The sequence below is a fragment of the Nocardioides agariphilus genome (assembly GCF_015352445.1).
Classification (GTDB): domain Bacteria; phylum Actinomycetota; class Actinomycetes; order Propionibacteriales; family Nocardioidaceae; genus Nocardioides; species Nocardioides agariphilus.
Genome location: NZ_JADKPO010000002.1, coordinates 65,931 through 86,948 on the forward strand (window position 1 = coordinate 65,931; position 21,018 = coordinate 86,948).

General features: G+C 67.9%; 16 protein-coding genes and 1 tRNA gene. 7 read left to right on the top strand and 10 right to left on the bottom strand.

Annotated elements, in window-relative coordinates; genetic code table 11:
- The first annotated feature begins 53 nt into the window (after nt 1-53).
- Entirely contained in the window at nt 54-1,643 is a 1,590-nt protein-coding gene (locus ISU10_RS02255) for an MDR family MFS transporter (RefSeq protein ID WP_228499273.1), read from the top strand.
- Nucleotides 1,640-2,083 (top strand): MarR family winged helix-turn-helix transcriptional regulator, encoded by a 444-nt coding sequence (locus ISU10_RS02260; RefSeq protein WP_194694745.1) that lies wholly within the window; start codon nt 1,640-1,642, stop codon nt 2,081-2,083. The genes ISU10_RS02255 and ISU10_RS02260 overlap by 4 nt, the downstream gene beginning before the upstream one ends.
- A gap of 6 nt (nt 2,084-2,089) precedes the next feature.
- Here ISU10_RS02260 and ISU10_RS02265 read toward each other — a convergent pair whose 3' ends face one another.
- From ISU10_RS02265 to ISU10_RS02275, 3 genes are read right to left on the bottom strand one after another with little or no spacing between them, the layout of a single operon-like run.
- The gene (locus ISU10_RS02265) at nt 2,090-3,676 is read right to left on the bottom strand and encodes a glycoside hydrolase family 13 protein (protein ID WP_370864589.1); all 1,587 of its coding nucleotides are present in this window, start codon (nt 3,674-3,676) and stop codon (nt 2,090-2,092) included.
- Nucleotides 3,673-4,428 (bottom strand): hotdog family protein, encoded by a 756-nt coding sequence (locus ISU10_RS02270; protein ID WP_194694746.1) that lies wholly within the window; start codon nt 4,426-4,428, stop codon nt 3,673-3,675. The genes ISU10_RS02265 and ISU10_RS02270 overlap by 4 nt, the downstream gene beginning before the upstream one ends.
- Entirely contained in the window at nt 4,425-5,723 is a 1,299-nt protein-coding gene (locus tag ISU10_RS02275) for a cryptochrome/photolyase family protein (RefSeq protein WP_194694747.1), read from the bottom strand. Before ISU10_RS02275 ends, ISU10_RS02270 begins: the two co-directional genes overlap by 4 nt.
- A gap of 45 nt (nt 5,724-5,768) precedes the next feature.
- Here ISU10_RS02275 and ISU10_RS02280 point away from each other — a divergent pair, with 45 nt between their 5' ends.
- Nucleotides 5,769-6,464 (top strand): iron-dependent transcriptional repressor DtxR, encoded by a 696-nt coding sequence (locus ISU10_RS02280; protein ID WP_194694748.1) that lies wholly within the window; start codon nt 5,769-5,771, stop codon nt 6,462-6,464.
- 88 nt (nt 6,465-6,552) lie between these two features.
- Here the strand turns inward: ISU10_RS02280 and ISU10_RS02285 are convergent, their stop codons facing one another.
- Both ISU10_RS02285 and ISU10_RS02290 read right to left on the bottom strand, forming a co-directional pair.
- Entirely contained in the window at nt 6,553-7,368 is an 816-nt protein-coding gene (locus ISU10_RS02285) for an NAD-dependent protein deacetylase (protein ID WP_194694749.1), read from the bottom strand.
- The gene (locus tag ISU10_RS02290; protein ID WP_194694750.1) at nt 7,365-7,634 is read right to left on the bottom strand and encodes a DUF2277 domain-containing protein; all 270 of its coding nucleotides are present in this window, start codon (nt 7,632-7,634) and stop codon (nt 7,365-7,367) included. Before ISU10_RS02290 ends, ISU10_RS02285 begins: the two co-directional genes overlap by 4 nt.
- Before the next feature lie 93 nt (nt 7,635-7,727).
- On the opposite strand from ISU10_RS02290, the gene ISU10_RS02295 reads away from it, so the two are divergent.
- Together ISU10_RS02295 and ISU10_RS02300 are read left to right on the top strand one after the other, a co-directional pair.
- Complete coding sequence (locus ISU10_RS02295) at nt 7,728-8,915, top strand: saccharopine dehydrogenase family protein (protein WP_194694751.1); 1,188 nt, start codon at nt 7,728-7,730, stop codon at nt 8,913-8,915.
- A 41-nt stretch (nt 8,916-8,956) separates the two neighbouring features.
- A complete protein-coding gene (locus tag ISU10_RS02300; RefSeq protein ID WP_194694752.1) occupies nt 8,957-10,426 on the top strand; it encodes a hypothetical protein in 1,470 nt (489 codons plus the stop codon).
- Nucleotides 10,427-10,598: 172 nt separating this feature from the next.
- Here the strand turns inward: ISU10_RS02300 and ISU10_RS02305 are convergent, their stop codons facing one another.
- The 5 genes from ISU10_RS02305 to ISU10_RS02325 all read right to left on the bottom strand — a co-directional run bounded on the left by ISU10_RS02305 (nt 10,599) and on the right by ISU10_RS02325 (nt 13,653).
- Nucleotides 10,599-10,976: a type II toxin-antitoxin system death-on-curing family toxin gene (locus ISU10_RS02305; RefSeq protein ID WP_194694753.1), complete on the bottom strand. Its 378-nt coding sequence runs from the start codon at nt 10,974-10,976 to the stop codon at nt 10,599-10,601.
- Entirely contained in the window at nt 10,973-11,176 is a 204-nt protein-coding gene (locus tag ISU10_RS02310) for a ribbon-helix-helix domain-containing protein (RefSeq protein ID WP_194694754.1), read from the bottom strand. The genes ISU10_RS02305 and ISU10_RS02310 overlap by 4 nt, the downstream gene beginning before the upstream one ends.
- Nucleotides 11,177-11,352: 176 nt before the next feature.
- Nucleotides 11,353-11,425, bottom strand: a tRNA-Arg gene (locus tag ISU10_RS02315).
- A 196-nt stretch (nt 11,426-11,621) separates the two neighbouring features.
- Nucleotides 11,622-13,082, bottom strand: a complete 1,461-nt coding sequence (locus ISU10_RS02320; RefSeq protein WP_194694755.1) for a hypothetical protein — start codon at nt 13,080-13,082, stop codon at nt 11,622-11,624.
- A gap of 70 nt (nt 13,083-13,152) precedes the next feature.
- Nucleotides 13,153-13,653, bottom strand: coding sequence for a site-specific integrase (locus ISU10_RS02325; RefSeq protein WP_194694756.1), 501 nt, complete (start codon nt 13,651-13,653; stop codon nt 13,153-13,155).
- A gap of 1,156 nt (nt 13,654-14,809) precedes the next feature.
- Here ISU10_RS02325 and ISU10_RS02330 point away from each other — a divergent pair.
- Both ISU10_RS02330 and ISU10_RS02335 read left to right on the top strand, forming a co-directional pair.
- Nucleotides 14,810-18,340, top strand: coding sequence for a helicase-related protein (locus ISU10_RS02330; RefSeq protein ID WP_194694757.1), 3,531 nt, complete (start codon nt 14,810-14,812; stop codon nt 18,338-18,340).
- A 5-nt stretch (nt 18,341-18,345) separates the two neighbouring features.
- A complete protein-coding gene (locus ISU10_RS02335) occupies nt 18,346-21,018 on the top strand; it encodes a DUF1156 domain-containing protein (protein ID WP_228499313.1) in 2,673 nt (890 codons plus the stop codon).

The window sequence follows — 21,018 nt, forward strand, 5'->3', positions numbered from 1 at the left end:
CAACTGTTGCTAGGGTCAACCAACTACGCCACCCGCGAATCGAAGGTTCTGACTTGTCCTCCACCGCCACCCCCCGTCAGCAGGGTCAGCAGGGCCCGGCCCCCGCGGAGACCGCCGGCCAGATGAGCCACCGCGAGGTGCTCGAGGCGCTCTCCGGCCTGCTGCTCGCGATGTTCGTCGCGATGCTGTCCAGCACCGTCGTGTCCAACGCCCTGCCGGCGATCGTCACCGATCTCCACGGCAGCCAGACGGGCTACACCTGGGTCGTCGTGGCAACGCTGCTGACGATGACGGCCACGACCCCGATCTGGGGCAAGCTGGCCGACCTGTTCAGCAAGAAGGTGCTCGTGCAGAGCGCTCTGGTCATCTTCTCGGCCGGCTCCCTGCTCGCCGGCTTCGCACCCAACATGGAGGTGCTGATCGGCGCGCGCGCCTTCCAGGGCCTCGGCGTCGGCGGCCTGACCGCTCTCGTGCAGGTGGTCATCGCGAGCATGGTCACCCCGCGCGAGCGCGGGCGCTACTCCGGCTACATCGGCGCGACCTTCGCACTGGCGACGGTGATGGGCCCGCTGATCGGCGGCGTCATCGTCGACACCCCCGGACTGGGCTGGCGCTGGTGCTTCTTCGTCGGTCTGCCCGTCGCGGTGGCCGCCTTCGCGCTGCTGCAGAAGACGCTGCACCTGCCCGTCGTGCGCCGTGAGGTCCACATCGACTACCTGGGCGCGACGCTGATCGTGGGTGGCGTGAGCATGCTGCTCGTCTGGGTCTCGCTGGCCGGCAACGACTTCCCCTGGATCTCGGGCACCAGCGCCGCTCTGGTGCTGGCCGGCCTGGCCGTGATCGCGGCCGCGATCTGGGTGGAGATGAGGGTCGCGGTCGAGCCCGTGATCCCGATGCGGCTCTTCCGCGACCGCACGACGAGCCTGGCGACGGGCGCCTCGGTCCTGATCGGCGTGGCGATGTTCGGGTCGACGGTCTACCTCAGCCAGTACTTCCAGCTCTCGCGGGGCATGAGCCCCACCGAGGCCGGCCTGATGTCCATGCCGATGGTGCTGGGCCTGGCGCTGTCCAGCATGGTGACCGGGCGGATCATCAGCCAGACCGGGACGTGGAAGCGGTTCTTGGTCGGCGGCATGGTCGTGGTCATCGCCGGCCTGGCGATGCTCGCGACCGTCGACGAGGCGACCACCTTGTGGCACATCGACGTCTACATGGCGGTGCTGGGCATCGGACTCGGCGCAACCATGCAGAACCTCGTGCTCGCGGTCCAGAACAACACCACCCAGGCCGACCTCGGTGCAGCCAGCTCCGTGGTGGCGTTCTTCCGCAGCCTGGGCGGCTCGATCGGCGTCTCCGCGCTCGGTGCGGTGCTCAGCAGCCAGGTCGCGGCCAAGCTCTCCTCCCTGGACGGCGGCCACCAGAGCCACTCGATCCCCGATCTCGACACCTTGCCGGCCGGCGTCCGCGCCCTGGTCGAGCAGGCCTTCGGTGAGGCCACGGGGCACCTGTTCCTGGTCGCGTTGCCGTTCGCTGTGGCAGCGTTCGTGTGCGTGCTGTTCATCCGCGAGGTGCCGCTGCGCACGACGATCGACCTGGCCGAGGAGATCGCACCCGAGGCAGTGAGCGGGGCGGCTCACCGATGACCGCTCGTCGTGCCGACACCCTCGGCGATCTCGAGCACGAGGTCGGGGTGCTGATCCGGCGCGTACGCCGCGTCATCGGCCTGCGGGCCCGTGCGGTGCACCCCGACCTGATGCCCTCGTCGTACCTGATGCTCGCCTACGTCGCCGAGCAGGGGCCGCTGCGTGCCTCCGAGATCGCCGAGCAGTTCGACATCGACAAGGGTGCGGTGAGCCGCCAGGTCGCGCACCTGACCGAGCTCGGCCTGCTCGCCAGGGTCGCCGACCCCGAGGACGGCCGCGCGCTGCTCGTGTCGGTCAGCGAGGAGGGGCGGACCCGCCTGACCGACGTGGCCCGGCACCGTCGCAAGTGGCTCGACGAGCGCCTGGGTGACTGGTCGGAGGCCGAGCTGACCGGGTTCGTCGAGACGCTGGGGCGCTACAACCGCGCCCTCGACGGCTGAGGGCAGCTACCCGATCCACACCGCCGTGTCTGGCGGCAGCTTGCCGTCAGCGAGGCGGCCGCTGTTGACGAGTACCTTGCCCTTCGGCAGTGCGACCGGCCGCTTGCCGGCGTTGAGGACGACGGTGACCGGGCCGCGACGAAAGGCCAGCACGGACCTGGCCCGGTCGAGGATCTCGACCTCGCGCGGGGCCGAGGTGGCGAAGGTGCGGCGGACCTTCAGCGCCTTGCGGTAGAGCTCGAGCGTCGAGCCCCGCTTGCCGGTCTGCGCCTGCACCGTGAGAGCCGCCCACTCGCTCGGCATCGGCAGCCAGGGCTGTTTGCGGCCGCCGAACCCGAAGGGCGGCCTGGCTCCGCTCCACGGCATGGGCACGCGGCAGTGGTCGCGCCACACCTTGCCGGTGCGGAACCAGGCCGGGTCCTGCCGCAGCTCCTCGGGCACGTCCACGCTCTCGAGCCCGAGCTCCTCGCCCTGGTAGAGGTAGGCCGAGCCGGGCAGGGCGAGCATCGCCAGCGTCGCGGCTCGGGCACGGGCGACACCGACCTTGCCGCCGCCGTATCTCGTGGCGTGGCGGACCACGTCGTGGTTGGACAGCACCCAGGTGGGGCTGGCCCCGACCGGGTCGAGCGTGGCGAACGTGCGGCGGATGCAGTCGGCCAGGTCGCCGGCGTCCCACTTCGCCAGCAGCCAGGCGAAGTTGAAGGCCTGCTGCAGCTCATCGGGCCTCACGAACGCTGCCGTGCGCGCCGGCGTCTGGGTCCAGGCCTCGGCCACGGCCATCCGGTCGCCGTCGTAGGAGTCGAGCAGGCGTCGCCACTCGCGGTAGAGGTCGTGGACCTCTGGCTGGTCCCACATCGGCTCGTCCTTGGTGTCGGTCTCGAGCATCGACTCGACGTGCTGCGAGCTCGGGTGGGCCGAGCGCTGGTCGCGGAGCGCCTTGTCCTTGAACAGCCCGTGGGCCACGTCGACCCGGAACCCGTCGACGCCGCGGTCGAGCCAGAACCGGAGCACGTCGGCGAACATCGCGCGCACCTCGGGGTTGCGCCAGTTGAGGTCGGGCTGCGTGCGGTCGAACAGGTGGAGGTACCACTCTGTCGACCCATCGGGGCCCTCGGGGAGCTTCTCCCAGGCGATCCCGCCGAACACCGAGGTCCAGTTGTTGGGCGGCTGCGTGCGGCCGCGGCCCCTGCCCTTGCGGAACAGGAACCGGTCGCGCTCGGGGCTGCCGGGCCCGGCGGCGAGGGCCTGCTGGAACCACTCGTGTTGGTCGGAGGTGTGGTTGGGCACCAGGTCGACCACGACCCTGAGGCCGAGCTGATGGGCGCGGGTGAGGAGCGCGTCGGCGTCGGCGAGCGTGCCGAACCGCGGGTCGACGTCGAGGTAGTCGGAGACGTCGTAGCCGGCGTCGTGCTGCGGGCTGGGGTAGAACGGCGTGATCCAGAGCGCGTCGACGCCGAGGTCGCGCAGGTAGGGAAGCCGCTTGGTGATGCCGGGCAGGTCACCGAGCCCGTCGCCGTTGGCGTCGGCGAAGGAGCGGACGTAGACCTGGTAGACCACGGCGTCGCGCCACCAGGGCGCCGTGCTCGTCCTCACCGAAAGGTCGCCGGGTCGACGGTGATCCAGGTGTGCTCGGTGGTCGCCACCACCCGGCCGTCGGAGTCGTAGAGCGTCGCGGCGGTGAACAGCTTGCGGCCCTCGCGCCCACGCAGCTGGCCGACCACCACGTGCTCCTCGCCGACGAGCGGGAGGGTGTCGACCCGCGCCGTCATCCGGCCCAGCACGGCGGGGTTGTCGGCGAGGTCGGCCGCCCAGCCGCCTGGGCAGTCCAGCGCTGCCCAGGTGACGGGAAGCGAGGCGCGGCGGTGGTCGTCGTCGTAGGTGTGCCAGTCCTCCGCCGTGCTCGGGTGGGGCGTCCACGTGGCGGCCACCCGATCCTCCTCGACCGGGCCGGGGAAGATCCGCAGCCCGTCGCCCTCCGCGCGGTCGGGGCCACAGGTGAAGCAGGAGGTGAACGGGTGGCTGGCCCAGCCGGAGTACCGCGCCTGCGCCGCCTTGGCGGTTACGGCGCTGACCGCGTCGACATCGGTGACCGGAGTGTCGGCGACCTCGGCGGTCGCGACCACACCGTCGTCGTCTGCGGCCGTGAGCACGCCGTCGGCCTCTGAGGTGGGGACGGGGGTGTCGAGCGGGGGCGGGCGACGCAGGGTCACGGTGATGGCGGGCCACGCCCGGGCGTGATCCGCGGGATGGCCGTGGACCAGCTGCGCCATCGCGCCACAGGTCCAACCGCCGTTGCCGGAGACCGGTGGTCCGCAGAACCGGGCGGGCACGAGCAGATCGGTCATCTCTTGATCCTCTGGTAGCGCTCGAGCGCCTCGACGCGCTCCTCGGCGTGGTCGACGATCGGGTCGACCGGCTGGTGGGGGTCCTCGGCGTCACGCAGCTCGGGAACCCAGGTGCGGATGTAGTCGCCCTGAGGGTCGAACCTCTTGCCCTGGGTCACGGGGTTGAAGATCCGGAAGTAGGGAGCGGCATCGGTGCCGCAGCCGGCGGTCCACTGCCAGCCGTGCTGGTTGGAGGCGAGGTCGCCGTCGACCAGCCAGTGGAGGAAGTGGCGAGCACCGTGCTGCCACTCGACGTGAAGGTCCTTGACCAGGAAGGACGCGACGATCATCCGCACCCGGTTGTGCATCCACCCCGTGGCCCGCAGCTGTCGCATGCCGGCGTCGACGATCGGGTAGCCGGTGCGACCCTGGCGCCAGGCCTCGAGCTGCTCGCCGGGCACGTCGTAGTCCATGCGGGCGAACTCCGGCTTGAGGTAGTCGCGGGCCGACTCGGGACGGTGGAAGAGCACGTCGGCGTAGAACTCCCTCCAGGCCAGCTCCTTGCGGTAGGTCTGGGCGCCCTGGCCGGTGTGCTCGCGCAGGTCGGCCAGCATGGTGCGGGGGTGGATCTCGCCCCACTTGAGGTGGACCGACATGTGGGAGGTCGCGTCGAGGTCGGGCCGGTCGCGCTGGCGGTCGTAGTCCTCGAGCCTGGTGCGTCGGTAGTCGTGCCAGCGCCGCTGGGCTGCGGCCTCGCCGGCCTCGGGGAGCGCCAGCCCGTCGGGCAGCACGACATCGGGCACGCCGTCGGACTCGGCCACCAGCCAGCTGACCGCGCCGAGGTCCGCGGCCGGATCCCGCCAGCCGTGCGCGGCCCAGGCCCGGTAGTAGGGCGTGTAGACCTGGTAGGGCATGCCGTCGTCCTTGGTCACCCGGCCCGGCGCCACGGCGTATGCCGATCCCGTGCGGACCAGCTCGATGTCGTGTCCTGCCAGGGCTGCGTCGACGCGCTCGTCGCGAGCAGCTCCGTAGGGGCCGTAGTCGGCCGCGACGTGGACCTGGTCGGCCCCGACCTCGCTGGCCGCGCGGACCACCTCGGCCACCGGGTCGCCGGTGCGGATGGTCAGGCCGATGCGCGAGTCGAGGTCGCGCAGCGACTGGGCGAGGTAGCGGCGGCGCGACGGGCCGCTGGGTCCCCACAGCGCCGGATCGACGACGAACAGGGGCAGCACCTCGCCGTCTCGGGCCGCCGCCTCGAGCAGTGCCGGGTTGTCCGAGAGGCGCAGGTCGCGCCGGAACCACATGACTGCTGGCATTCCTCCACTCTGCCAGCGGCCACCCCCATAGGACAGAATGGCCAAGTGAGCGACCTGATCGACACCACCGAGATGTACCTCCGGACGATCTATGAGCTCGTCGAGGAAGGCATCGTCCCGCTGCGTGCCCGGATCGCCGAGCGCCTGCACCAGAGCGGGCCCACCGTCTCCCAGACCGTCGCCCGCATGGAGCGCGACGGTCTGGTGACCGTCGAGGGCGACCGCCACCTCGAGCTGACCGCCGAAGGCACGCGCCTGGCCACCCGCGTGATGCGCAAGCACCGCCTCGCCGAGCGCCTGCTGACCGACGTGATCGGGCTCGACTGGGAGCTCGTCCACGCCGAGGCGTGCCGCTGGGAGCACGTGATGTCCGAGACCGTCGAGCGTCGGCTCGTCGAGCTGCTCGGCCACCCCACCGAGTCGCCGTACGGCAACCCCATCCCCGGCCTCGACGAGCTCGGCGAGGCCGCTCAGGCCGACGAGTTCATGGATGGCATGGTCTCGCTGGCCGACGTCACCACCCGAGTCGGCGACACCGCCTCGGTCCGGGTCCGCCGGATCTCCGAGGAGCTCCAGAAGGACGAGACCCTGATGTCCACCCTGCGCCGCATCGGCGCCGTCCCCGACAAGATCGTCGGCGTCTCCGGCACCGACCAGGGCGTGCTCGTGGGCTCCGGCGGCGAAGCCGCCGAGATCGACCTGGACGCCGCCTCCCACATCTTCGTCGGGATGGCCGGGTGAGGGCTGGTGGTTGGTTTCAACTGACATCCGGGGAAACCGCCGGATGTCAGGTGAAGCTTCCCCTGACCCGCGACAAGACAGCCTGACCTCAACCCACCAGTGCTGCCAGGAACTCCGAACAGCCGGCCTCGAGCTTGTACGTCGCCAGCTCGTCGCCGCGCGTAGCTCCCCGGTTGACGACGACCACGGGAGTGCCGGCGCGGGCGGCTCGGCGCACGAACCGGAAGCCGCTCATCACCATGAGCGAGGTACCGACGGCGAGCAGGGCACCCGAGGATCCCAGGGCGTCCACGGCGTCGTAGCAGCGCTGGACTCGCGCAGCCGGGACGTTCTCGCCGAAGAAGACCACGTCCGGCTTGAGTACCCCGCCGCAGTCGGAGCAGGCCGGCACCACGAAGTCGGTGGTGTCCTCGAGATCGACGTCGCCGTCGGGCCGCGTCGCGGCCGACGAGTGGCGAGCGACCCAGCCCGGGTTGAGCTCCGACATCCGTGACTGCAGCGCCGCGCGCGGGGTCACCGCTCGGCACGACAGGCAGATCACCTCCGAGATCCGCCCGTGGAGTGCGACCAGTGAGCGCGAGCCGGCCCGCTCGTGGAGGCCGTCGACGTTCTGGGTGATCAGCAAGGTGGGGTCCAGCTGCGCGAGGGCGTGGTGCCCCGCATTGGGCGTGGCGCCTCGCATCCGCGACCAGCCGAGGTGGCTACGCCCCCAGTAGCGCTGCTGTGCCGCTGGTCCCGAGACGAACTCCTGGTAGGTCATCGGCTGTCGCGACGGCGATCCCGGCCCGCGGTAGTCGGGGATGCCGGAGTCGGTCGAGAGGCCGGCGCCCGTGAGCACGACGAGGGGACGCTCTCGCAGCAGCTCGAGCGCGTCGTCGTAGGTGGACTCGAGGGCGATCGTCATGTTGCGTACCGCAAGCGGGCCCGCGCGCGGGCCTTCTCGGCCTCGATCTCGCGGTTCTTGGGAGGCGCCGTGGTGACCAGGTCGTCGAGGAGGTGGCGGGTGATGTGGGCGATCTCGTGGACCGCGTGGTCGAACGCCTCCTGGTTGACCTGCGACGGCTTGGTCGTGCCGCTGACCTTCCGCACGAACTGGAGCGCCGCGGCGTACACCTCGTCCTTGGTGGCCGGCGGCTCGAAGTTGTTCAGCGGTCGGATGTTGCGGCACATGGGTTCGAGATTACCCAGGCATCGGTGGCTCGAGGCCGCTTGCAGCGGGACCTCCCGGTTCTCGCCGGCAGGTGCGGGTGCCACGATGAGGACATGCCAGGCAAGCAGTCGGCCAAGCCCCAGACCCAACAACCCGGGGCCCGCGAGTTCGACATCGTGCTGTTCGGCGCGACCGGTTTCACCGGCGCCCTGACGGCCGAGTACCTCACGAAGAACGGGCCGGACGGCCTGCGCTGGGCGCTCGCCGGACGCAGCATCGAGAAGCTGGACAAGGTGCGCGCCCAGATCGGGGCGGACGTCGACCTGATCGTTGCCGACAGCGGCGACCCCGCATCCCTCGCCGACCTGGCCGCCCGCACTCGCGTGGTGCTGACCACGGTCGGGCCCTACGTCGGCCGCGGCGAGGCGCTCGTCGGCGCGTGCGCCGATGCCGGCACCGACTACTGCGACATCACCGGGGAGGGCGAGTTCGTCGACACGATGTACGTCGCCCACCACGCGACCGCCGTCTCGACCGGGGCCCGCCTCGTGCACGGCTGCGGCTTCGACTCGATCCCCCACGACCTCGGCGCGATGTTCACCGTCGAGCACCTGCCCGCCGACGTACCGATCGACATGCGCGGCGTCGTCCGCGCGGGTGGGCTGCCGTCGGGAGGTACCTTCGAGACCGCCCTCACGGGCATGTCCAGGGCCCGCCAGATCCGCGCGGCAGCCCAGGCCCGCAGGCGCATCGAGCCCAAGCCTGTCGGGCGGTCCTCGCGAGCCGTCGGCGGCAAGCCGCACCGCGACAAGCTGCTGAACTACTGGCTGCTGCCGCTGCCGACCATGGACCCCGCGATCGTCGCGCGCAGCGGCGCGGCCCTGCCGACGTACGGTCCGAGGTTCCGCTACTCCCACTACGCCGGCACCAAGACGCTGCCCTACGCCGTGGGCGGCGCGGCCGTGGTGGCCGGGCTGGGTCTGGCCTCCCAGCTCAAGCTCACCCGCGAGCTGCTGATGAAGTGGTACCCCGCCGGCGACGGACCCGACCCGGAGCGCCGTCAGAAGTCCTGGTTCTCCGTGGACTTCGTGGGCGAGGCTGGTGGCGAGACCGTGCGAACGCGCGTCTCCGGCGGCGACCCGGGCTACACCGAGACCGCGATGATGCTGGCCGAGTCAGGGCTGTGCCTGGCCTTCGACGACAACCCGGAGGTCGCCGGCCAGGTCACCACCGCCCAGGCGATGGGCGCCAACCTGATGGCTCGCGTGCAGGCGGGCGGGCTGAGGTTCGAGGTCCGCTGAGGCGGACCGTCCCCGGGTTGTCTGCCAGACTTCGCCGCGTCATGCGTGCGCGATCGTGGGACCCGCTCGGTCCCGTGCTGGCCATCGTGGCGGGCGTCGTCTACGCGGTCGGCGGCTGGAACGGCGTCCTCAACCGCGACCTCGGCCTGTTCGTCTATGGCGGCCAGCGGTTCCTCGACGGAGAGCCGCCCTACACCGGCGTCTTCAACCGGGTCGGTCCGCTCGCGGACATGCTGCCGGGGGTCGGGATCGCGCTCGGTCGCGCGGTCGGGTTGGCCGACGTCCACGGCGCGCGGGCGTTCTACCTCGTGTTGTCTGCAGTCTGCGCGGGACTGCTGTACGTCGTGGCGCGCGACGTGCTCGGGTCGCGAACCGCAGCAGTGGTGGCCTGTGCGGCGTTCCTCTGCTTCGAGACGTTCACCGAGCTGGCCGGTAGCGGGCCGCGGGACAAGACCGCGATGCTCGTCTTCCTGCTGGCCGCCCTCGTCGCGGCGCGCGCCCGGCGCTGGTGGGCGTTCGGGGGCCTGACCGCGCTGGCGACCTTGACCTGGCAGCCGGCCTTCGTGCCGCTCCTGGTAGCCGGCGTCGTCGGCATCGTGTCCGGGCGCGAGGCGACGCGGCCGCTGGTCGCGGCCTTGCGGGTCTGTGTCGCGGGCCTCGTGACGACGCTGGTGTTCGCGGCGTACTTCTGGTCCGAAGGCGGTCTCTCGAGAGCGATCGACGGCTTCCTCCTCGTCAACCTGACCGACACCTCGCAGCCGTCGCCGCTGAAGAACCCGCTCTACGTCTGGCAGTTCCTCACCAACGGCTACGGCTGGTCGCTCTACCTCGTGCTGGTTGGACTCGCCGTCGCACTGCTGGCGCTGGTGCCGCAGGTCGCTCGCATTGCCGGACTCGACCGCGACTACCTGGTCGTGGGCCTGGCCGGCGCCACGGCGGCCGCCTGGTCGACGTACGCGCTGAACGGCCCCCCCGACATGTTCGTCGTGCTGCCCTTCGCCGCCATCGGCATCGGCATCGTGGGGCTCCTGCTCGAGCGACGGACCTCGCCGGCCCCTGCGGTCGCGCTGGCGTGCGTGCTCACGGTTGCCGCCGGCGCGCAGGCGGTCTCGCTGCGCGACGACACCCTGGTCGCCCAGCAGGCCTCGGTCGACGCGATGCTGCGCACGACGCCCGACGCCTCGATGCTGTCGGTCGCCGCCCCCGAGGCCCTGGCGCTGGCCGGCCGCCGCAACCCCACGCCGTACCAGCTGTTCGCCCTCGGCTTCGACCAGTACGTCGAGGACGAATGGCCCGGCGGCCTCGAGGGGTACGCCGAGTACGTGCGCACCGAGCGCCCCGAGTTGATCGTGATCAGCACCGGCAGCACCCCCGACTGGCTGGTGCCGGTCCTCGCCGATGACTACCGGCGCGTGGGCAGCGCCCCGAAGTGGTTCTGGTACGCCTCCACCGCCCTGCCAGCCGAGCAGCTGGACGAGCTCCACTCGGCGCTGAAGGCCGCCAAGCCCTGAGCCGGCGGAGCACAGATCGGGAAGGGTGCCCCAGCGCAGCGAGTTTGACAGCGGATTTGCATACGAGTCCGTGAGATCGGGCCCTCGTCAAGCAGTCCGAGCGTCTCCGTCCCGGAAGTCGATCGGCTTGCGGAGACTTGGAAGGGGCGGCGCGCCGCACCCGGCGCCAGGGCTATCGCGGTCGGCTACCGTCCCTGATCTGGTCCGCGAGCTCGGGGATCTCGTCCAGGCGACCTGCAGCTACCGCCACCACCAGGTCGTACGCCTCGTCATTGGTGAGGGTGAGCCGCATGCCGTTGATCCCGAGGAATGCGATGGTGGCCGCCAGGGCCAATCGCTTGTTCCCATCCACCAGGGCGTGGTTGCGTGCGAGCGAGTGCAGCAGCGCGGCGGCCTTCTCCTCCAGACTGGGATACGCATCATCCGCGAACGCCGAGGCCTGTGGGCGCGCCAACGCCGACTGGAGCAACCCGTGATCCCTGACGGCCGCCTCGCTGCCCAGAGTTCGCTCGGCGACGTGCAGCAACTCGGCCAGCGTCAGGTAGATCACTGGCCGAGTCGCTCCAAGGCCTCTGCATACCGGGGCAGCTCCTCGTCGAGGACCCGGTCGAGCAGCTCGGCGCGGCTGTGGTTCTCGATGTACTCGCGGACCGCCTGCCGGGCGACATCCTGCATCGAACGGGACTCGCGCTCGGCGCGCAGACGCAGCGCGTCAGCTTCGGTATCGGACAGCCGTAGCGTCATCGCCATGTGCGTATGGTATCACCCATGACACCACCGGATTCCGATTGAGGATGGTCAGTCCGCCGGATGGGTCGTGACGGTGCCGGCGGTGCCGTCGACGGTGACGATCTGCCCGTGCACCAGTGGGGGACATGCGCAGGTCACGAGCCGATCGGGTGTCCTGACCTGCGCGTCTTCAGTTGTGCCCCAGGCGCGAGTCGAACGCGCGACCTTTCGCTTAGGAGGCGGCTGCTCTATCCACTGAGCTACTGGGGCGGGACGTGCGGAGTTGCTTGTGGAAAACCCTTCCGCACGAACGCCCCGCCTCAGTCCGGCGGGGCGATTGACGATCCTAGGCGGAAATGTCTCGCGAGATCACACCGGCGATGGGCTTGAGGCGTGTCCGGGCAGCGTGGTTCGCGAGAGGGGCCAGTTGCTGAACTAGGTGAGGGGATAGTGCGCGGGAGCAGCGCTACGTCCGCTGTCGAACCAATTCGTCGCGCCACACTTGGCGCGCCCAAGCGTTCTCCGCCATGGCTGCGAGGAGCACGACGACGGTCTGGTTGTGGACTCCCCAAGCGGGAAGTCGCTGCCCGTAGAACGCCCGTTCGAGCTGCGCGTTGAGACTCTCGGTGTCCTGGCGCATCCCGTACAACCGGGCGTGCTCGGGGCTCGTGGCAGGCACGACCCTCAGATACTCGCAGCGGTTGAACTTCGCCTGCGCGTCGTGGGTCACCGGAAGCAGAGGTTCCCACCAGGTGTGGGGCTCGCCCGTGGTGGGGCAGGGGAGGGTGTAGCGGCCGTAGAACTGGTGGCGCCTGGAGCCGTTCTTGTGGTGGGTCACGTCGCGCTTGGTCTGGTGTCGACGCAGCTCCACGAACTCGCTGCTGCCGTCGGAGGCGATGATCTGCTCGAACAGCGTGCCCGCACACGCCCACAGCTGGTGGCCACCGCAGCGTGACTCGCGTCTGGACCGTCGGCTGGACCACGGGAGCGGCTGGGCGGCGAAGCTGTGGCGGCCCAGCGTGATGCCGCCCTTACGCGCGGTCAGATGGCGGGCCGGTGCGATGACACCGCAGCCGGTAGCAGCCTGGACTTGGTCGAGGTGGGTGCCACGCCAAGCGCCGTCCGCGGTGAACGCGTGGATACCGGAAGATTTGCCGGCCAGGTTCTTCGCGAGATCGGTGAACACGCGTCCCTCGCCGCCCTGAGTCGCGGAGTCGAAGTGGGAGATGCCGAGGATGACTCGATGGTTGGTCATCGGCGATCGCACGGACGCGATCGCGAACTTCGTACCCCAGACGATGCCATCGACGCCGCCCTCGCCGTACTGCTGGCGTGCGCCGTCCTGGCGCACTGGCCGGAGCTCCCCAGTGACGCGGTTGACTCGCTCGCGATCGAGCGTTCGGAGCGGGCTCGAGAAGACCTTGCCGTCCATACCCACGACGTGGTCGCGGTGGTACCTCCCAACCGGCTGAGCATCCTCCTGGTTGAGCAGGCCAACTTCTTCGGCGCGCTCGATCGCCAGTTCGGTCATCAAGTCAGAGACCGTGGACAAGCCCCCGGTGGAGACGCGCTTCCTCAAGAAGTAGGACCAATGGTCCCGGTTCGGCCCGCACTGGGGGATGGGCATATCGGCCTCGATCAGCGGATCAGCCGCCCGGAGGACCTCCCCCCAGAGCGCGGTGTCGCCCAGAGCTCTGGCCGTGGCGGAGGCCGAGCCAAAGATGCGGATCGCAGCCCCGAAAAGGACGAGGCACCAGTCGGGGTAGGTCAGCGGTCGGCCTCCTACGCTGTGTTCGCGATGGTTCGACTCCGCGATGAACGCACCCAGAGCGTGAACGTGCGGATCAGCGGCGATCGCCCTTACTCGACTGATTGCGCTGCCCGCGCTGGCGCGCTGATGCCTCTGGGACTGCCGAAGCAGCAGCATGGCGTCATGATGAGGATCGCCGCTGGTGCGCCCACTGAGGATGCGAGGACGAGCGCCAGCCCGCTCGGAGCTAGGGGGAGTCATCAAGGACCTCCTCGCCCCAGCGCTGCTGCCAATCCAAGTCAATGAGACGCCTGGCGGCATCGAGCGAGCGGATACCGAGGAGACCCGCGACATCTTCGATCCGACCCGAGCGCGCGTAGGAGGCATTCGCGGCGTACTCGCGCAGCGAGCGCGGGCGCACGCCGGCGCGACTGACTCCCGCGGCAACCAGAGCCCGAGTGATGTTCGTCGAAACAGTCGGAGCGATGCTCTCCAACGGGTACGCACGCAGCGGTCTTGTCAGCGCCAACGGAATCTGGGAGGGGTCCCAAGCAAGGTGTCGCCGACGGGCAGTGAGGCGCTGAGCATCGATGCGGGAGGACAGAACGGCCAGGCGGCCGGTTGGCAAGGCGAGCTCTCGCCTCAGCTCCCCGCGGCCGATTGCCAAGGTCTGTGCCCGTTGATCTAGATCGGACACCACGGCCGCAGAGATCTCGGCATGCGTCAGGCCCATGAGCGCGAGCTCCACGGTTGCAGGTCGAAGGGTGTCCGAGGGCCGCAGTCGCGAGGTAGCCCTCAGCCGACGGACTTCGGGGGGCGTGAGGGGCCGGGGTGTCGACCCGGTCTCAGACCGGGCAACCCGGAGCCCCACCGCTGGGTCCAGGCTCGTGGCGCCAACTGCTACGAAGCCGACAAACGCGTCGCGAACGACCGTGAGCCGAAAGCGGCTCGTAGAGGGACTCGGCGACAGGTAGCCGGGGAGGGGCGCAAACACAAAGCGCAGGACGAGACCGCTGTCAAGATCCGCGAGCGTCCGGCCCCCATGAGCCTCGGCGAACTTGATGAACGAGCAGAACACCCGTCCGTACCTGCTGGCAGTGGACGGGGTCATGGATCCGTCGGCGATCCGCTCGCCCCACCGAGTGCACGCGGCGGTGCGCACGTCCCCCAGTTGGACCACCTGACCCCCCTCCATCTGTGACTGTCTATAATTATAGACAGTCACTTTCGTCTGTCAATCGTCGCTCAGCGCGCCCTGAGGTCGGACGGGGGTGGTGACTCCTACGCTGCGGATATGGGACGGCAGGTGGACATCGACGACCTAGTCGATGCTCATGAGGTCGCCGAGTTACTTGGCCTTGCCCACGCCAACTCAGTGCACCTCTACATGCGCCGCTATCCCGACATGCCGAAGCCCGTGTACGACCGCGGTGGCCGCCGAGCAAGGATCTGGCTGCGAAGCGAAATACATGCATGGCAGAGCAGTAGAAAAGGAGCGACGGATCGCGACCGTTAGCCTCACCGTCGTCCGGTAAGCAACGCGCCAACGGCTCCGCGGCTGAGGCGCCTCCGACACCCGCCCCACAGGTGAACCGGCTCGAGGGCGAGCCGATCGAGCGGGCCAGCGCGTGACTTCGGCTGCGGCGGTCGTTGTGCCCGCATCAGCCGCGGTGGCGATGAAGCCGGGCGGTGCCTCGACACGTTCCGCCGGTTCCGCGACGCGATCCGCCGCACCGACTTGCATGAAACGTGAGTCTCGGCCTAGTAGGACTTTGATCGGATAACGAATCCAATGCGCCGATGAGGTCGCTTGGCCGATCCTCGTGGCTCAATGGGCCCGCTTAGACCCCAGGAGTGTGCCTTTGTGCGTGTACCGTCCGTGGCGACGATTACAGTTTCGCCACGTGGGGACTGCAGGCGATCATGAGAACCGCGCGATTATGAGTGGACCCGAGTCGGGACTGTTCGAAGTTGTCCAGGTCGGGGCGACGGTCACCGGGCTCGCCGGCCCCGAGCCAGTCAAGATCATCGCGATCGAGCGGTTGACCGACGATTCTGCCAACGTCATGTACCGCACCGAGTCCGGCCCGGCAGAGCGCATCGTCTACGCGGATGCCGTCCAGCACATCCGAGCGGTCAAGCCCGGCTTGTCTTTCAGCTTCGACGCCGATTCCAACGCCTTCCTGCTTGCGGCCGAGGCGCGCCGGATGAGGTTGGCCCACCTTTTCGACCCACAGGCGGCGTTGGGCACAAGTGATGTCCAGCCGCTGCCGCACCAGCTTCGAGCGGTCTACGAGACCATGCTGCACAAGCAGCCGCTGCGCTACGTGCTCGCGGACGACCCGGGTGCCGGCAAAACGGTAATGGCGGGCCTGCTGGTGAAGGAGTTGCTGCTTCGCGGCGATGCGGCGAACGTCATGGTCGTCTCGCCGGGTGTCCTCGTCGACCAATGGGACGAGGAGCTGCGGGAAAAGTTCGGACTGGAGTTCGAGATGCTCACCCGGGACAAAATCCTCAACGAAGGCAATCCGTTCGCTCGCGGCGGCCTCTGGCTAGCGCGCCTCGATGTGCTGGCCCGCAACAGCGAAGGCATCCTCGACAAGGCGTGTGAGGTCGACTGGGATCTGATCATCTTCGACGAGGCGCACAAGATGTCCGCCACGGTGTGGGGCAGTGAGGTCAAGAAGACCAAGCGCTATCAGATGGCCGAGGAACTCGGGGAGCACACTCGCAATCTGCTGATGATGACCGCCACACCGCACTCGGGGAAGGAGGAGCAGTTCCAGCTGTTCATGGCGCTGCTGGACTCCGACCGTTTCGAGGGCGTCGCTCGCGAGGGCAGCCGCAAGGTCGACGTCGAGGACCTGATGCGTCGCCTCGTCAAGGAGGAGTTGCGGACCTTCGAGGGCACGCGGCTCTTCCCGGAGCGGTTCGCGTTTACGGTGAAGTACGAGTTGTCGCACCCCGAGAAGGAACTCTATGTCGCGGTCACCGACTACGTCCGCGAGGAGATGAACCGTGCGGACCAGATCGAGGGCGACAAGCGGCGACGCACCGCAGTCGGATTCGCTCTGACCACCCTCCAGCGGCGACTCGCGTCGTCGCCCGCAGCGATCCATCGGTCTTTGGAGCGACGCAAGGCACGCCTTGAGTCGGAGCTGCGGGAGACGCGCATGTACGCGTCGGTCAAGAGCGAAGACTTGGATGTGCCCGAAGACTGGGACGATCTTGACGACCTGACCGACGAGGAACGCGAAGCTCTCGAGGAGAAGGCGATCGCCGGCGCCACCAGCGCACGCACGCCCGAAGAGCTGGAGACCGAGATCGCGGTTCTGGATCGACTGCTGATCAAGTCATCAGCTGTGAAGTCCTCCCCGACCTATGCCAAGTGGGATGCGCTCCGAGACACTCTGGACGACAACGACGAGATGCGTGACGACACCGGCGCGCGGCGCAAGGTCATCATCTTCACCGAGCACAAGGACACCCTCGACGACCTGGTGAGGCGCCTGACCCAGCACCTTGGGCGAGACGACGCGGTCATCACCATTCACGGTGGGACCAAGCGCGAGGACCGCAAGAAGGCCAAGGAGACCTTCGAGCAGAACGAACGCTGTGTCTTCCTCATCGCCACAGACGCCGCAGGTGAAGGCGTCAACCTGCACAGGAACGCCCACCTGCTCATCAACTATGACCTGCCTTGGAACCCCAACCGCATCGAGCAACGCTTCGGTCGCGTCCACCGCATCGGCCAGCCCAACACTTGCTTCATGTGGTCACTGGTCGCCGAGGACACCCGCGAGGGCGACGTCTACACCCGACTTCTGGAGAAGCTCGAAGAACAGCGCGTAACCCTCGGCGGGCGTGTCTACGACGTCCTCGGACAACTCTTCCAGGGCAACGCGCTGCGCGACCTGATGATCGCCGCGATCCGTGAGGCCAACAAGCCCGAGCGGCAGCGATACCTCACCGAGGTCGTCGACCCGAAAATCTCCGAAGGCATTCCGGAACTGCTGAGGGCCAACCAGCTCGTGCCATCGGCAATGGACGACGCCGAGATCGAGGAGATGCGCCGAGAGATGGAGCGTGCCGAGGCGGCACGCCTCCAACCCCACCACGTCGAGGCCTTCTTCCACCGCGCCTTCGCCGACGTCGGTGGGTCGCTGCGCATGCGGGAGAGCCACCGCTTCGAGATCAAGCGAGTGCCCTCCGAGGTCAAAGAACGAGACCGCATCACTGGTTACGGCCAGCCCGTGGTCGACTCCTATCACCGGGTCACGTTCGATCCGCAGTATGTCCGAGTTGAGGGCAACAACCACCTCGCGACCCTGCTGCACCCCGGCCACCCGCTCATGGCAGCCACGATGGGCGTCGTCTCAGATCGGCACCACGACGCCCTGAGGCGCGGCTCCATCCTCGTTGACAGGTCCGACCTGTCGACCGAGCCCTACGTCGTCAGCCTCCTAGAGCACGATGTCACCGACGGCCGCATCGCACGGGACGGGCAGCCCTGGGTGATTTCGCGTCGGGCGCAGTACGTCCGCATCGACGTTGACGGGACCATCACGGCGCTGACGGGATCGCCGATCCCGAACTTCGAGGTACCGACCGACAAGGAACACACACTCGCCGGCAAGATCCTCACCGAGCCGTGGGCACAAGCATCCGACCTCGACCAGCGAGTCATCCGCGAGGCATCGGTCACCATCGCGCGCAACCACGCTAACGAGGTGACCAAGAGGACGATTGATCGCGTCGATAAGACCGAGCGATTGGTACGCGAGCGTCTCACTCGCGAGATCAACTATTGGGACCGGCGCGCGTTCGAGCTCGGCGAACAGGAACGTGCCGGCAAGAAGACGCGTCTCCCTGCGTCACAGATGCGCGAACGCGCGGAGGCGCTCGTTCGTCGCCTCGACCGCCGGCTCAAGGATCTCGAACAAGAGCGCGACATCTCAGTCCGACCCCCTCGCGTGACAGGAGCCTGCCTCGTCGTCACTCAGGGGTGGCTCGATGCTCAGGACGACCCTGAGGGCGCCGACGCCAGAGCTCGCGAGACGACCCGGGTGGAGCGCCTCGCGGTCGATGCCGTTCTCCGCGCGGAGCGGGCACTCGGTCACCGGCCCACCGAGATGCACCACAACAACCCGGGCTACGACATCGAGTCCGACACAAATGCCAGCCTCCACTTTATCGAGGTCAAAGGCCGTGTCGCGGGAGGCAGGACCTTCGTCCTCACACGGCAAGAAGCCGTCACCGCCCTGAACAAGGGCGACCACTCCGTCCTCGCCCTTGTCCAGGTCGCCGAGGACGACAGCACTACGGTGCGCTACCTACGACACCCAATCACCCAACCCATCGACCCACGCGCAGCTCGCGTCGAGTACGACTGGGAACCCTTCTGGAACGACGCAGCTGAGATGAGCCAAGAGTGAGCGAGATGATCCGCAGGAAGAAGCTGATCGAGGTCGCGCTTCCGCTCGATGAGCTCAATGCCGCGTGCAAGGCGGACAAGGACCGAAAGATCGGCACTTTGCGCAACATCTCTAAGTGGTTCGCGCCCATGCCGCTCCCGGCTTGGCGAGCGCTTCTGTTTGCAGCGCTTGTCGACGACCCGGAGGACGACAACAAGCGGCTTCACCTGCTCGACGTCACGAAACGTCTGGTCGAGAACGGCGCGGATCTCCCTGACGAAGACACTCTGGAGGAAGCGCGCGCCATCCTTCGCCGCCAGTTTGCAGATGGCCTCCCAACAGTCATGGACCCTTTCTGCGGGGGCGGGACCACGCTTGTCGAAGCGCAGCGGCTTGGTCTGCCTTCTTTCGGTTCAGACCTGAATCCAGTTCCTGCTCTTATCTCTCGAACGTTGACCGAGATATTGCCTGCGGTGAGGGGGGCCGAGCCCCTCCACTCGAGCGAGTCCGGCGCACTCTTTCGCACTGACTCACGAGTTGAACCGTTCGCCGGGTTCGCCTCGGATGTCCGGTACTACGGCGGCGTCGTCAAAGAAAACGTCAATCGAGCCCTAGCCGGTCTTTACCCCGCTCGCTCGGGGGAGACCCCAATCGCTTGGATGTGGGCCCGGACCGCGCCTTGCCCGAACCCTGCCTGTGGGTGCGAGACGGTGCTAACGACCTCGTGGTGGTTGTCACGCAACCGTGGCGACCTAGCATGGATCGAGCCTCGTCGCGTGGGCAACGACATACACCTGGCGGTGGTGTCGGGACAGCGAAGTGGGGCAGCTCCTGAACCCCCCAAGATCGGGCGGGGTGCGTCCTTCGCATGCTTGGCGTGTGGGCAGCCCATCAGCGAGGATGAGATTCGCAAGTTCGGCGAGTCGGGCCGGCTCGGCGTGCGGATGACCGCCGTGGCAGTTGAAATCGGCGGGAGACGGCACTATCGCCAACCGACTCACGAGGAGGTTGCTGCGGCTGCATCAGCCACAATCCCGGAGGGGCTGCCAGATATTTCCCTTGGGCCGGCGAATCAGTACGTGGCGCCTCCTCGCTACGGGCTGACCACGCATCTCGACTTGTATACCCCTCGCCAGCTCGTCCTTCTGGAGACGTTCGCGGGCGAGATTGCGGCGACACACTCGCGCGTGCTCGAAGATGGCGGGTCCGAGGAACTTGCGGTAGCGGTCACAACCATTCTGGCGCTGGCACTCGGCAAATTGGCCCAATACGGCTCGAGCCAGACTAGGTTGGTCACCTACACAACGTCGACAACCCGATTCAATAGTGCGTTCGCGAGAAACGACCTTCCGATGATTTGGGACTTTTACGAGGCAAATGTGTTCGGGGCGATCGGAGGCACTTGGGATGGTCTCCTAAGCACGTGCATGAGCGCCCTCCCTTACGTGCCCGGCGGCGTCGGCTCAGTTCAACGTGGCGACGCACGCTCGACCAGCCTGGAAAGGCCAGGTCTGATCGCCACCGACCCGCCGTACTTCGACGCGATCGGCTATGCCGACCTTGCGGATTACTTCTATTTGTGGCATCGGCGAGCGCTACGACATGTCCATCCCGACCTGTACGGCACGATCGCCACTCCGAAGGAGGGTGAACTTACCGCGTTCCCTTGGCACCACGGCGGAACCCGGGAAGCGGCACGCGCGTACTTCATCGCAGGGTTCACCGAGACCTTCCGGTCTCTCTGTAGTTCTCTGGCCGCTGACTTGCCGATGGTGGTCGTGTACGCATCGAAGGAACAGAAGGGCGGGACGGAAGAGGAGACTCGCTGGTCGTCGATCCTCACCGCGATGATCGACGCGGAGCTTGAGATCACGGGCACCTGGCCGATCCACGGCACGGGGAGCACACGTATGCGCGGGATTGGCGCGAATGCCGTCGCGTCGTACATCGTGATGACCTGTCGTCCGCGGGCCAAGGAGGCAACCAGCACAAGTCTGTCTGAATTTGCGCGCGTTCTGCGTAGGGAGCTGGCGCCGGCCATTCGCGACCTCCAGGCGGCCTCCATTCTGCCGGTCGATTTGGCGCAGGCCGCGATGGGACCCGGAATGCAGGTGTTCTCCCGATACCGGGCTGTCCTCGATCAATCCGGACGTTCGGTCGGGGTGGGTCAGGCTCTCAGACTGATCAACTCTGCTCTGTCTGAGGTCCTCGACGAGCAAGAGGGGGAACTGGATGCTGAGTCTCGCTTTGCTATCAGGTGGTGGCAGGCGCACGGTTGGACAACCGCTTCATTTGGCGATGCAGACAAGACCGCGCGACCACTTGGCATCGGTGTCGATGACGTCGTCAGGGCTCAGGTAGCGACAAGTCAGGCGAACAAAGTGCAGTTGCTTGGCGCGGGCCCCCTCGATCGACGTTGGCGACCTTCAACGGACGTTTCACCGACCGCCTGGGAAGCGGTCCATCACTTGGCGGATCGACTCGTCTCTGGTGGCGGCGAATTGGAGGCTGCCCGTTTGATGGCCGAACTGGGAAGCCTGCGGGATCCAGCAATGGCGCTCGTTTATCGACTGCATGACATTGCGGCGAAAAAGGGGTGGACCGCAGACCAGGAGCGCTACAACGCCTTGATCAGTTCATGGACCGAGCTGGTGCGCATAGCTGGCGACGGCAACGAATCGGCAGAGGGGTTGTTCTGA

What these genes read in the sequence shown, in the direction of transcription:
- ISU10_RS02260 (WP_194694745.1), top strand. Translation starts at nt 1,640, where the DNA reads ATGACCGCTCGTCGTGCCGACACCCTCGGCGATCTCGAGCACGAGGTC.
- ISU10_RS02270 (WP_194694746.1), bottom strand. Translation starts at nt 4,428, where the DNA reads ATGACCGATCTGCTCGTGCCCGCCCGGTTCTGCGGACCACCGGTCTCC.
- ISU10_RS02275 (WP_194694747.1), bottom strand. Translation starts at nt 5,723, where the DNA reads ATGCCAGCAGTCATGTGGTTCCGGCGCGACCTGCGCCTCTCGGACAAC.
- ISU10_RS02285 (WP_194694749.1), bottom strand. Translation starts at nt 7,368, where the DNA reads ATGACGATCGCCCTCGAGTCCACCTACGACGACGCGCTCGAGCTGCTG.
- ISU10_RS02290 (WP_194694750.1), bottom strand. Translation starts at nt 7,634, where the DNA reads ATGTGCCGCAACATCCGACCGCTGAACAACTTCGAGCCGCCGGCCACC.
- ISU10_RS02295 (WP_194694751.1), top strand. Translation starts at nt 7,728, where the DNA reads ATGCCAGGCAAGCAGTCGGCCAAGCCCCAGACCCAACAACCCGGGGCC.
- ISU10_RS02300 (WP_194694752.1), top strand. Translation starts at nt 8,957, where the DNA reads ATGCGTGCGCGATCGTGGGACCCGCTCGGTCCCGTGCTGGCCATCGTG.
- ISU10_RS02310 (WP_194694754.1), bottom strand. Translation starts at nt 11,176, where the DNA reads ATGGCGATGACGCTACGGCTGTCCGATACCGAAGCTGACGCGCTGCGT.
- ISU10_RS02320 (WP_194694755.1), bottom strand. Translation starts at nt 13,082, where the DNA reads ATGCTGCTGCTTCGGCAGTCCCAGAGGCATCAGCGCGCCAGCGCGGGC.
- ISU10_RS02335 (WP_228499313.1), top strand. Translation starts at nt 18,346, where the DNA reads ATGATCCGCAGGAAGAAGCTGATCGAGGTCGCGCTTCCGCTCGATGAG.